This window comes from Streptomyces griseorubiginosus (genome assembly GCF_001514195.1).
GTDB classification, from domain to species: Bacteria; Actinomycetota; Actinomycetes; order Streptomycetales; family Streptomycetaceae; genus Streptomyces; species Streptomyces griseorubiginosus.
In genome coordinates, this window is the sequence record NZ_KQ948736.1 from 1,157,475 (window position 1) to 1,169,493 (window position 12,019).

Genomic DNA, 12,019 nt, shown 5'->3' on the forward strand with positions numbered 1-12,019 from the left:
CCCCCTACACGGCCGCCCTCTCCACGGGGCAGCTCATGCAGCGCGGCCCGCCCCTGCCCCGGCCCAGCTCGCTGCCCGGGATCTCGATCACCTCGATGCCCTGTTTGCGCAGGTGGGTGTTGGTGGTGGCGTTGCGCTCATAGGCGATGACGACGCCCGGCTCGACGGCGAGGACGTTGCAGCCGTCGTCCCACTGCTCGCGCTCGGCGGCATGCACGTCCTGGGTGGCGGTCAGGACCCGGATCGCGTCCAGGCCGAGCGCGGCGGCGATCGCGCGGTGCATGTGCTCCGGCGGGTGGTCGGTGACCTTGAGCTCCTTGTCGCCGGCGCCCGGCTCGATGGTGTATGAGCGCAGCATGCCGAGGCCCGCGTACTGGGTGAAGGTGTCGCCGTCGACCATCGTCATCACGGTGTCGAGGTGCATGAAGGCCCGCCGCTTCGGCATGTCGAGGGCCACGATGCTCTGCGCGGAGCCCTCCGCGAAGAGCTTGTGCGCGAGCATCTCGACGGCCTGGGGCGTGGTCCGCTCACTCATCCCGATGAGGACGGCGCCGTTGCCGATGACGAGGACGTCCCCGCCCTCGATGGTGGACGGGTAGTCGGCCTGCCCCTCGGACCAGAGGTGGAAGGTCTCGTCGCGGAAGAGCGGGTGGTGGCGGTAGATCGCCTCGAAGTGGACCGTCTCGCGCTGGCGGGCGGGCCACTTCATGGCGTTCACGGAGACGCCGTCGTAGATCCAGGCCGAGGTGTCCCGGGTGAACAGGTGGTTGGGGAGCGGGGCGAGGAGGAAGTCGTCGAGGTCCATGACGTGGAAGCGCACGGAGGTCGGCTCCGCGTGGGTCTCCAGGAACTCGCGCTTGGTCATGCCGCCGACCAGCGCCTCCGCCAGTTCCACGGCGGGCAGGGTCTCGAAGGCGGCACGGAGGTGGTCGGTGGCCAGCGGACCGTACTCCTTCTCGTCGAAGACGCGGTCGAGAACGAGGGAGCGGGCCGCCGGGACCTCCAGGGCCTCGGTGAGCAGGTCGCCGAAGAGGTGCACGGCGACCCCGCGGTCGCGCAGCACGTCGGCGAACCCGTCGTGCTCGGCGCGCGCCCGGCGCACCCACAGCACGTCGTCGAAGAGCAGCTGGTCCTTGTTGCTGGGGGTGAGCCTTTTGAGCTCGAGATCCGGCCGGTGCAGGATGACGCGGCTGAGCCGCCCGGCCTCGGAGTCGACATGGAATCCCATGCCTCCATCCTGACCAACGGGAAGCCGGTTGACCCCTCCGTTCGCACGGATTTCCTCTTGTCGTCCTCTTGACGATAAACGGCCGCTGCACTTATCGTCGTACAGACGAAAAGAGGGAGAGACCTGATGGCCGACATCACCCGGCGCTTCGGCTGGCGCCACCTGCGCGGCGCACCCACGGCGCACATCCGGCACCACCGCGGCGGCACACTGCTGCACGACGGTCCCGGACTCAGCTTCTGGTTCCGCGCACTGACCGCCGCGCTCTCCGAAGTGCCGGTGGACGACCGCGAGTTGGCCATGACCTTCCACGCCCGTACGTCCGACTTCCAGGACGTGGCCGTGCAGGCGACCGTGACCTACCGGATCGGCGACCCGGCCCTCGCCGCAGCCCGCCTGGACTTCTCGATCGACCCCGACACGGGGGTGTGGCGGGGCGCGCCCCTGGAGCAGCTGGGCACCCTGCTCACGGAGACGGCCCAGCAGCACGCGCTGGACGTCCTGACGAGGACCTCCCTGTCCGCCGCGCTCGTGGACGGTGTGTCCGCGGTGCGCGAGCGGATCCGGGCGGGCCTGGACGCCGAACCCCGGCTGCCGGCCACCGGCATCGAGGTGGTCGCCGTCCGCGTGATGGCGGTGCGCCCCGAGCCGGAGGTGGAGCGGGCGCTGCGCACCCCGGCCCGTGAGCAGATCCAGCAGGAGGCGGACCGGGCGACCTACGAACGGCGTGCCGTGGCCGTCGAGCGGGAGCGCGCCATCGCCGAGAACGAACTCGCCAGCCAGATCGAACTGGCGCGCAGGGAAGAGCAGTTGGTGGAGCAGCGGGGCACCAACGCACGCCGGGAGGCGGAGGAGCACGCGGCGGCCGACGCGGTACGGGCGGAGGCGGAGGCGGCCCGTTCGGTACGGCTCGCCCGCGCGGAGGCCGAGGGGGTGCGCACGGTCGGTGACGCCAAGGCGCAGGCACAGGCCGCCTGGTTGCAGGTGCACGGAGACGTCGACGTCGCCACCCTGCACGCCCTCACCGGGACCCGGCTCGCGGAGAACCTGCCGCACATCGACAGCGTGACGATCTCGCCGGACGTGCTGACGGGGCTGCTCGCGAGGCTGGGCGCGCGGGAGCCGGAGTGAGTCTCGCCCCGCGGGCCGTGCTGGTCCATCGCACCACGGAGTACGAGGAGTTGGTGGCCCACCACGGCACGCACGGGCAGGCGGCCTTCTTCCTGTCCTCCCGGGGCCGGGACATCCGCGAGGTCGCCGAGCGCCACGAGCGGGTCCGGCAGGCGCTCGCCGACGTGACGTCCGCGATTCCGCTGACGTGGCGTCAGGCCCGGGTCGAGCGCGCCGACCTGGACCGCTTCCTGTTCGCCCCCGAGGACGTCGTCGTCGTGGTCGGGCAGGACGGTCTGGTGGCCAATGTGGCCAAGTACCTCGCGGGGCAACCGGTGCTCGGCATCGACACCGAGCCCGGCCGCAATCCCGGGGTCCTGGTACGGCACCGGCCGCGGGACACGGCCGGACTGCTGGCGGTGGCCGGCCGGAGCGTCGACGAGCTGACGATGGTCGAGGCCGTCGCCGACGACACCCAGCGGCTCGTCGCGCTGAACGAGATCTACCTGGGCGCCGGAGGTCATCAGACCGCCCGATACCGCCTGGGCCTGGAGGGCGACGGGGGTGTCGTCGAGGCCCAGGCTTCCTCCGGGGTGCTGGTGGGGACGGGGACGGGGGCCACGGGCTGGCTCCGGTCGGTGTGGCAGGAGCGGGGCGCCCGCCTGCGGCTGCCGGGGCCGACGGAGGACCGCCTGGTGTGGTTCGTGCGCGAGGCCTGGCCGTCCCCGGCCACCGGCACCTCGCTGACCGCCGGCGAACTCGCCGCCCGCGCCCGTCTCCGCCTCACCGTCGAGTCCGAACGGCTGATCGCCTTCGGGGACGGGATGGAGGGGGACGCGCTGGAGCTGACCTGGGGGCAGACGGTGGAGGTGGGGGTCTGCGCGGAGCGGCTGCGGTTGGTGGGGTGAGGGGGTGCGGGCCGACCCTCAGGTCACCCCGCGCCCCCGGCCCGTCCGGTCCGCGGCTCACAGCCGTGGGTCGACCGGCTCCGACTCCAGGGCCAGCACTCCGAACACCGCCTCGTGCACCCGCCACAGCGGCTCGCCCTCCGCCAGCCGGTCCAGGGCCTCCAGGCCGAGGGCGTACTCGCGGATCGCGAGGGAGCGCTTGTGGTTCAGGAACCTCTTGCGCAGCCGCTCCAGGTTCTCCGGGCGGGTGTACTCGGGGCCGTAGATGATCCGCAGGTACTCCCGGCCCCGGCACTTGATGCCGGGCTGGACCAGGCGGCCCTCGGCGCTGCGGACCACCGCGCCGAGCGGCTTGACGACCATGCCCTCGCCGCCCCGGCCGGTCATCTCCAGCCACCAGTCGACACCCGCCCGCACCGACTCCGGGTCACCGGTGTCGACGTACAGGCGGCGGGTGGTCCGGAGCAGCCCGGTCGGGTCGTGCTCCACCAGCCGGTCCAGCAGGGCCAGTTGCTCGTCGTGCGGGAGTCCGGCGAGGCTGCGGCCCTGGACCGCGAGGACCTGGAACGGTGCCAGGCGGACGCCGTCCAGGCCGTCGGTGGTCCAGCAGTAGCGGCGGTAGGCGTCGGTGAACGCCCCTGCCGCGTCCGCGCGTTCACGCTGACGGGCGAGCAGGTCGGACACCTCCACGCCCCGGTCCGCCGCCCCCTTCAGCGCGGCCAGCACGCCCGGGAACACCGCACCGGACGCGGCACCGACGGCCGCGTACTGCGAGCGCAGCAGCCCCGCGGCCTTCAACGACCACGGCATCAGCTCGGCGTCCAACAGCAGCCAGTCCGTGTCGAGTTCGGACCACAGGCCGGCCTCGCCGATCGCCGTCCGCAGCCGGTCCAGGATCTCCTCCGTCACCGACCCGTCGTCGAAGAACGGCCGTCCGGTCCGGGTGTAGAGCGAGCCGGTCGGGCCGTCCACGCCGAAGCGCCTGCGGGCCGCGTCCGCGTCCCGGCAGACCAGGGCCACCGCCCGCGAGCCCATGTGCTTCTCCTCGCACACGACCCGCGCGACCCCGTCCTCGGCGTACTGCGCGAACGCCTCCACCGGGTGCTCGAGGTAGCCCTCCTCACGACTGGTGGCCGTCGGGGCCATGGTCGGGGGGAGGTACGGCAGCAGCCGCGGGTCCACCGCGAAGCGGCTCATGACCTCCAGGGCGGCCGCCGCGTTCTCCTCCCGGACGGCGACCCGGCCCTGGTGCCGGGTCTCGACGGCCCTGCGGCCGTGCACGTCGGCGAGGTCGAGCGGCCGGCCGTCCTGACCGCCCGGAGCCTCCGACTTCAGCGGCTTGACCGGCTCGTACCAGACCTGCTGCGCCGGTACGTCGACCAGCTCGCGCTCCGGCCAGCGCAGCGCGGTGAGCTTGCCGCCGAAGACGGCACCGGTGTCCAGGCAGATCGTGTTGTTGAGCCAGGTCGCCTCCGGGACCGGGGTGTGGCCGTAGACCACGGCCGCCCGGCCGCGGTAGTCCTCCGCCCACGGGTAGCGCACCGGCAGGCCGAACTCGTCGGTCTCGCCGGTGGTCTCGCCGTACAGCGCGTGCGAGCGGACCCGGCCGGAGGTGCGGCCGTGGTACTTCTCCGGCAGACCGGCGTGGCAGACCACCAGTCGGCCGCCGTCGAGGACGTAGTGGCTGACGAGCCCGTCGATGAACTCCCGTACCTCGGCCCGGAACTCGTCGGAGACGGTCTCCATCTGCTCGATGGTCTCCGCGAGGCCGTGGGTGTGCTGGACCTTGCGGCCCTTGAGGTAGCGGCCGTACTTGTTCTCGTGGTTGCCCGGCACGCACAGCGCGTTGCCCGACTTGACCATCGACATCACGCGGCGCAGCACACCGGGGCTGTCCGGGCCGCGGTCGACGAGGTCGCCGACGAAGACCGCGGTACGGCCCTCGGGGTGGATGCCGTCGGTGTAGCCCAACTTGCCCAGCAGGGTCTCCAGTTCGGTGGCGCAGCCGTGGATGTCGCCGACGATGTCGAAGGGGCCGGTGAGGTGGGTCAGGTCGTTGAAGCGCTTCTCGGTGACGACGGTGGCGTTCTCGATGTCCGCCACCCCGCGCAGGACGTGCACCTTGCGGAAGCCCTCGCGCTCCAAGTGGCGGACGGAGCGCCGCAGTTCGCGGATGTGCCGCTTGATGACCCGGACCGGCATGTCGGCCCGGTCGGTGCGGCCCGCGTTGCGCTCGGCGCACACCTCCTCGGGGACGTCCAGGACGATGGCGATGGGCAGCACGTCGTACTGCTTGGCCAGGTCGATCAGCTGGCGTCGGGAGTCCGACTGCACGCTGGTCGCGTCGACGACCGTGCGGCGGCCGGCGGCCAGGCGCTTGCCGGCGATGTAGTGGAGGACGTCGAAGGCGTCCTTGGTGGCGCCCTGGTCGTTCTCGTCGTCGGAGACCAGGCCCCGGCAGAAGTCGGAGGAGATCACCTCGGTCGGCTTGAAGTGCCGCCGGGCGAAGGTGGACTTGCCGGAGCCGGAGGCGCCGACGAGGACGACGAGGGAGAGGTCGGTGACGGGGAGGGTGCGCCCCGTGCGCTGGTTCTCGGTCATGCCGCCTTCGCCTCCTTCTCGTTCCTGTTCTCGTTCCTGACAGTGGTGCTCGGCGTAGCTGTGCTCAGTTCGAAGACGGCCATCTGCGTGGGCGGTCCGACCTCCGGGTCGTCCGGGCCCACGGGCCGGAACTCCACCTCGTAGCCGTGCCGTTCGGCCACCGAGTTCGCCCAGGCGCGGAACTCCTCGCGGGTCCACTCGAAGCGGTGGTCGCCGTGCCGGACATGGCCGGCCGGGAGCGACTCCCAGCGGACGTTGTACTCGACGTTCGGGGTCGTCACCAGGACGGTCCGGGGACGGGCCGCGCCGAAGACCGCGTACTCCAGAGCGGGCAGCCTCGGCAGGTCGAGGTGTTCGACGACCTCGCTGAGCACGGCGGCGTCGTACCCCACGAGCCGCTTGTCGGTGTAGGCGAGCGAGCCCTGGAGGAGCTGGACGCGGGAGGCCATCCGCTCGCCCATGCGGTCCAGCTTGAGCCGCCGGGAGGCGATGGTCAGGGCCCGCACGGACACGTCGACGCCGACGATCTCGGTGAACCTCGGGTCCTTGAGCAGCGCCTGCACCAACTGGCCCTGTCCGCAGCCGAGATCGAGCACCCGGGCCGCACCCGCGGCGCGCAGCGCGTCGAGGATGGCCTCACGGCGCTGCACGGCGAGCGGGGTCGGCTTCTCCTCGGTCTCGGTGTCCGCCTCGACGGCGTTGTCGATGTCCTCGACCTCGCTGTCGTCGGTCTCGGCGAGCCGGACCAGCTCCAGGCGCTCCATCGCCTCGCGCGTCAGCGACCAGCGGCGGGACAGGTAACGGCTGGTGATCAGCTTCTGCTCGGGGTGTGCGGGCAGCCAGCCCTCACCGGCGCGGAGCAGCTTGTCGACCTCGTCGGGGGCCACCCAGTAGTGCTTGGCGTCGTCGAGGACCGGGAGCAGGACGTACAGGTGGCGCAGCGCCTCGGCGAGGGTGAGCTCTGCGGACTCCAGTTCGAGCCGGACGTAGCGCGAGTCGCCCCACTCGGGGAACTCGGCGTCCAGTGCGACCGGTTCGACGGTCACGGTCCAGCCGAGCGGCTCGAACAGCCGCCGGACGAGTGCCGGGCCGCCGCGCGCCGGGAGTGCGGGGACCTCGATGCGCAACGGCCTTGCCTGCGCGGGCAGTTCGGGCCGGGCGGCGCACACCCCGCGCATCGCGCTGGAGAACACCGCGCTCAGGGCCACCGCGAGCAGCGAGGAGGCGGCGTACGGGCGGTCGTTGACGTACTGGGCGAGGGCCGCGTCGGGGGCGCCGCCGCGTCCCTTGCCCTTGCCGCGCCTGACCAGTGCCACCGTGTCGACCTCCAGGAGCAGCGCGGCCGTGCAGCGCTGATCGTCCGCCTCGGGGTAGAGGACGTGCGCCCTGCCGTAGGAGGTGGAGAACGCCTGCGCCTTCTCGGGATGCTTGTGCAGCAGGTAGCCGAGGTCGGTGGCGGGGCGCTCGGGAGTGCCGGTGGTGGTGATGGTCAGGAACATGGTGAGGGCCTTTCCGGCCGGTGGACGGTACAGGGTGCCGTGCGCGCGAGAGCCCCCAGGAAGGGTGATCCTGGGGGCTCGGCAGGACGACGTCCTCAGCTTCGCACAGGGGCTGTGACCAGCGCCTTCGATTTACGACAGCTGCGACTGAACCTGTCTGGACCTGTTACGGCAGCTGCGACTGGACCTGGGCGGAGATCAGCTCCAGGTGGTCCAGGTCGTCGAGGTCGAGGACCTGGAGGTAGACGCGGCGGGAGCCGACGGCGGCGTAGCGGCCGATCTTGTCGACGACCTCGGCCGGGGTGCCGGCCAGGCCGTTCTCCTTGAGCTCGTCGACCTCGCGGCCGATCGCCGCGGCACGGCGGGCGACCTCCTGGTCGTCCTTGCCGACGCAGACGACGAGGGCGTTGGAGAAGGTGATCGCGTCGGCCGCGCGGCCCGCCTCCTCGGCGGCGGCGCGGACCCGGCCGAACTGCTTCTCGCTGTCCTCGACCGAGCCGAACGGCAGGTTGAACTCGTCGGCGTAGCGGGCGGCGAGCCGCGGGGTCCGCTTGGCGCCGTGGCCGCCGATCAGCACGGGGATCCTGTCCTGGGCGGGCTTGGGCAGCGCGGGCGACTTCGTGAGGTCGTAGTGCTCGCCGTGGAAGTCGAAGGTGTCGCCGGGCCCGGTGCCCCACAGGCCGGTGACGATCTCCAGCTGCTCCTCCAGGCGCGCGAACTTCTCCTTCGGGAACGGGATGCCGTACGCCTGGTGCTCCTCCTCGAACCAGCCCGCGCCCAGGCCGAGTTCGACACGGCCGCCGGACATCTGGTCGACCTGGGCGACCTGGATGGCGAGGACGCCGGGCAGCCGGAAGGTGGCGGCGGTCATCAGGGTGCCGAGGCGGATGCGCCTGGTCTCGCGGGCGAGGCCGGCGAGGGTGATCCAGGCGTCGGTGGGGCCGGGGAGGCCGTCCCCGTCGCCCATCTTGAGGTAGTGGTCAGAGCGGAAGAAGGCGTCGAAGCCCAGATCCTCGGTGGCCTTCGCGACGGTGAGGAGGGTGTCGTAGCTCGCACCCTGCTGGGGCTCGGTGAAGATGCGCAGATCCATGTCTCCATCCTGCACGCAGGGGTGCGCTGTGGCCTCACCGGTCCCTTTGACCTCCGTCGTGCCGCCGTGCCGCCGTCCCCGGGCGGGTGAAAATCCGTCCACGGGGTGCGTGGGGGGTGACCGTGCCAGTGACCGGGCCCTTTGGTGATCGTTGGCTGGGGCGGAACCGGCTTGTCGTCGCCGGTGCGCCGTCCGTTACCCGCGTGGGTTTTTGGGCCGAGGAGGCCGTCATGTCCGAAGGAACCGTGCCGCTGACTGCGGGGGCTGGGCAGCCGAAGGGGTTGTTGCAGCAGATGGAGGAGTTGATGGCGGCACTGAACGCGGATCTGTCGGCGTTGGATGCGGATCTTCAGGGGGCCGGGGGTTCTGGGCGGGGGGTCGGGGAGGAGGAGGCGGGCTGAGGTCTGTCCTCGGGTGCGGGTGGGTGGGGGCTGGTCGCGCAGTTCCCCGCGCCCCTGAGTGGGTGCAGTCGAACCCTGCCCAGCTGTACCCACACCGCGGCCGAAGAGCTCACCCCGCCTCCCGTTCGGTCAGCCCCTCCCCCCGGTCCGCCAGTCTTCGCAGCATCTGGAGGACTCGGTCCCGGGACTCGTCCGCCGCGTCGATCGCCTCCATGCACTGCCAGTACGTCGTCTCGTCGTCCGCCGCGCACGCTAGGCCGACCAGGGCGATGCCGACCTCGCCGAGGAGGCCGCCGAGGTACTGGAGGGCCTGGCGGGCGTCGCCGAGGTCGGTGAGCTGCGCGGCCCGGAGCTCCGCGAGGGCGACGTCGGGGCGGTCGAGGACCCCGCAGCCACGCCCCGCGAGCTCGGTCAACCCGATTGCCTCGCCCCGGAGTTCGGGCGGTCCGGCGACCGCGAGGCGACTCCCTATGGCCTGGGCCAGGGCCTGCGCCTGCCACACCTCGGCCATGACCTGAGGCGGCTCACCGCCACCGGCCAGGGCACGCCTGCTCGTCACGATGAGCCGCACCGCGTCCATCGGCTGCCCCCGTCTGTCGCGACGTACCCCCGGCACGTCCGCCCGAACTCCCTTGTTCACTACCCAGAGTGAGGTCGCTCGGAACGAAAAGCCAGAGGTGGGCGGAAATCTGTGGACAACAAATCGATTTCGGAACAGCTTTTCATCACGGAGAGTGAAAGAGGAGCGGGCCGCTCCTCGGGGGCGGGCGGATTCCCCAGGGCCGCGCTCCTCAGGGCCGCGCTCCTCAGGGCGCGGGAAACCGCCGTTCGTTCCGGTCGATCTTCGCGGAGAGCGCGGTCAACGGGTCGACGCCGAGCACCTCGCACAGCTGGAGCAGATACGCGAGCACGTCGGCGATCTCGTCCGTGACGCGGTGTGCGGTGTCGGGGTCGTCCATGACCCGGGCGGACTCCTCCGGCGTCAACCACTGGAAGATCTCGACCAGTTCGGAGGCCTCCACGCTGAGCGCGGCCACGAGGTTCTTGGGCGTGTGGTACGGCTGCCAGTCGCGGGCGGCCGCGAACTCGGCCAGTCTGCGCTGGAGCTTCGCCACGTCGAGAGGTTCGGTCACGGCTCCAGGTGTACCACTGTGACGCCGTCCGTCCCGCCGGCCCACGAGGCGTCGCTCACCGCGCCGACCAGCCGGATGTGCCCGCGCTCGCACATCCGCAGGGCCAGTCGCAGCAGTTCGGCCCGCTGCCGTGGATCCAGTCCGCGGTCGAGGTTGTCGGCGAGCACGGTGAGGGTCTGCATGGCCGCCGGCACCTCGCCGGCCGGGTCGACCTCCAGCACGCCGGGTCCGGTGAGCAGGACGAGCGCAAGGGCGAGGTACCTCAACTCGCCGTCACCCAGCCGCCCGAGCTCCGTACGGCCGCCGTCCCCGCGGTCGATCAGCGCCCGCACCGCCCCGGTGAGCAGGGGCTCGGCGAGGACGTCGGCGACGGGTCCCGCGCATCCGGCGCCCGCCGCGGCGACGAGTTGGGCGTGCCGCCGGGAGCATTCCGAACGCGTGCGCCACAGGACGTCGGCGAGGTTGTCGCAGCCGCCGAGCAGCCGTCCGGAGCCGGTCGGCACGGGCAGGCGCATGCGTCCGGGGCGTGGGTCGCAGCCGAAGACGGAGCGCAGGGCGACGACCATCTGCTCGGCGGCCGCGAGGACGTGCCGCTGCCCGTCCGTCTTGCCGGCCACCCGCAGCGGCAGCAGGGCGGTGCCGAGCCGGTCGTCCGGGAGCGGGGCGCGGGTGACCGGGGCGGTCCCGGCGGTGTGCCAGGCGGCCTGGACGGCACGGCGGGTGGGGTCGCGCAGGGCGGTCTCCAGGAGGACGAGGCCGCCGGAGGTCAACCGTTCGCCCACGATGCGCAGTTGGGGCTCGGCCTGGACGGCGACGTCGAGGCGGACCGGTCCCTCGGGGCCGTCCGCGGTGCAGCCGATCCGGAAGCCGCGGCGGTGCTGGGCGTCGGGCCGGGCCCGGTCGGGGACACAGGCGCCGGGGTCGGGGAAGACCTCGACGAGGCTCGCGCCGCCACCGAGCCGCGCGAGTGCCTCGTAGGCCCGGAGCGCACCGGTCTTGCCGCTTCCGCTGGGGCCGGCGAACAGGGTCAACGGCCCGATCGGCAGGACGGCGCGGCGGTGCACGGCGTACGCGGAGAGCCGGAGTTCGGTGAGACACGGCCGGTCGGGACGGTGCTCACCGCTGCACGACGGCTCCGCGAGCGGGGAGGGCGACTCACCGCCGTGCGACGACTCCGCGAGCGGGGAGGCCGACTGGGCCGGGACGACGGAGGAGGTGGGGGACACACGCATATCCGGACCGTAGGACTCCGCCCCTGGGCGAACCGTTACTCCCTGACGCCCTTCCTACGATCGAGCGAACGTCCCCGCCCCCTTCACACCCCGGGCACCCCCAACCCCCCAGGGGCGCGGGGCTGTATCGATGTGCGGCTCCGCCGCGTGGGCGCGACCAGCCACAACGCACCCGCAGCCGCACTCCCAGCCGCACCCGCCAGGGAACCGGCCCCGGCCTAAACCCCCGGCACCCCCGCCTGCTCCATCAACCCCGTCACCTCGGTCCCCGCCGGCGTCAGCAGGAACACGTTGCGGTCCACCCGGTGCATCCCGCTGGCCAGGCCGAAGACGACCCCGGTGCTGAAGTCGAGGACCCGTTTGGCGACCTCCGTCTCCGCGCCGGTGAGGTCGAGGAGGACGGGGATGCCCGCCATGAGCGTCTCGGCGACCTCGCGGGCGTCCGCGAAGACGTTGATCCGCAGGACGACGAACCGGCGCCGGGCCTCGGTAGGGGCCTCCGGCACCGTCCGGTGGTCGATCGCGGACGGCCACGCGTCCCGCCCTCGCAACGGAACGACCTGGGCGAGCCCCTCCCACTGTTCATCGGTGACGTCGTACCTGTTCACCGGCTGCCCCCGCTCCGACTCGCCTTCATTGCCTGCACCAGCCAATTCTTACGCCAAGTCACCCGTTCGGCCCAACAACGACACGGTCCGCGACCGCCTCGGCGGCCCCACGCGCCCCCCGCTCATCGTGACGAAAGGGTCTTACCCGCCTCACACCGGACTCTTGGCCTCCTGCCCCACCCCCCTCACCGCCCCCGATTAGCGTCCGA

General features: G+C 72.2%; 11 protein-coding genes. 3 read left to right on the forward strand and 8 right to left on the reverse strand.

What is annotated here, in order from left to right; all coding sequences use genetic code 11:
* Positions 1–4 precede the first annotated feature (4 nt).
* A complete protein-coding gene (locus AQJ54_RS17720; RefSeq protein ID WP_062238409.1) occupies positions 5–1,228 on the reverse strand; it encodes an arginine deiminase in 1,224 nt (407 codons plus the stop codon).
* 126 nt (positions 1,229–1,354) lie between these two features.
* Here AQJ54_RS17720 and AQJ54_RS17725 point away from each other — a divergent pair, with 126 nt between their 5' ends.
* Both AQJ54_RS17725 and AQJ54_RS17730 read left to right on the forward strand, forming a co-directional pair.
* Entirely contained in the window at positions 1,355–2,359 is a 1,005-nt protein-coding gene (locus AQJ54_RS17725) for an SPFH domain-containing protein (protein WP_062238411.1), read from the forward strand.
* On the forward strand, positions 2,356–3,246 hold the full coding sequence (locus AQJ54_RS17730) for an NAD(+)/NADH kinase (protein WP_062238413.1): 891 nt from the start codon (positions 2,356–2,358) through the stop codon (positions 3,244–3,246). The genes AQJ54_RS17725 and AQJ54_RS17730 overlap by 4 nt, the downstream gene beginning before the upstream one ends.
* A gap of 57 nt (positions 3,247–3,303) precedes the next feature.
* Here AQJ54_RS17730 and AQJ54_RS17735 read toward each other — a convergent pair whose 3' ends face one another.
* The 3 genes from AQJ54_RS17735 to AQJ54_RS17745 form a co-directional block, all read right to left on the reverse strand.
* Positions 3,304–5,847 carry a polynucleotide kinase-phosphatase gene (locus AQJ54_RS17735; RefSeq protein ID WP_062238415.1) on the reverse strand — a complete coding sequence of 848 codons (2,544 nt, stop codon included), beginning with the start codon at positions 5,845–5,847 and terminating at the stop codon, positions 3,304–3,306.
* Positions 5,844–7,346 (reverse strand): 3' terminal RNA ribose 2'-O-methyltransferase Hen1, encoded by a 1,503-nt coding sequence (locus AQJ54_RS17740; protein WP_062238417.1) that lies wholly within the window; start codon positions 7,344–7,346, stop codon positions 5,844–5,846. Before AQJ54_RS17740 ends, AQJ54_RS17735 begins: the two co-directional genes overlap by 4 nt.
* 166 nt (positions 7,347–7,512) lie before the next feature.
* Positions 7,513–8,436, reverse strand: coding sequence for an LLM class F420-dependent oxidoreductase (locus AQJ54_RS17745; RefSeq protein WP_062238419.1), 924 nt, complete (start codon positions 8,434–8,436; stop codon positions 7,513–7,515).
* A gap of 230 nt (positions 8,437–8,666) precedes the next feature.
* On the opposite strand from AQJ54_RS17745, the gene AQJ54_RS46100 reads away from it, so the two are divergent.
* The gene (locus AQJ54_RS46100) at positions 8,667–8,837 is read left to right on the forward strand and encodes a hypothetical protein (protein ID WP_162951997.1); all 171 of its coding nucleotides are present in this window, start codon (positions 8,667–8,669) and stop codon (positions 8,835–8,837) included.
* 109 nt (positions 8,838–8,946) lie between these two features.
* Here the strand turns inward: AQJ54_RS46100 and AQJ54_RS17750 are convergent, their stop codons facing one another.
* The 4 genes from AQJ54_RS17750 to AQJ54_RS17765 form a co-directional block, all read right to left on the reverse strand.
* Positions 8,947–9,417: a DUF6099 family protein gene (locus AQJ54_RS17750; RefSeq protein WP_062022411.1), complete on the reverse strand. Its 471-nt coding sequence runs from the start codon at positions 9,415–9,417 to the stop codon at positions 8,947–8,949.
* Between the two features lie 226 nt (positions 9,418–9,643).
* Positions 9,644–9,970 (reverse strand): nucleotide pyrophosphohydrolase, encoded by a 327-nt coding sequence (locus AQJ54_RS17755; protein ID WP_062022415.1) that lies wholly within the window; start codon positions 9,968–9,970, stop codon positions 9,644–9,646.
* Entirely contained in the window at positions 9,967–11,202 is a 1,236-nt protein-coding gene (locus AQJ54_RS17760) for an AAA family ATPase (protein ID WP_062238420.1), read from the reverse strand. Before AQJ54_RS17760 ends, AQJ54_RS17755 begins: the two co-directional genes overlap by 4 nt.
* 218 nt (positions 11,203–11,420) lie before the next feature.
* On the reverse strand, positions 11,421–11,810 hold the full coding sequence (locus tag AQJ54_RS17765; RefSeq protein ID WP_030314005.1) for a cell division protein SepF: 390 nt from the start codon (positions 11,808–11,810) through the stop codon (positions 11,421–11,423).
* Positions 11,811–12,019 lie beyond the last annotated feature (209 nt).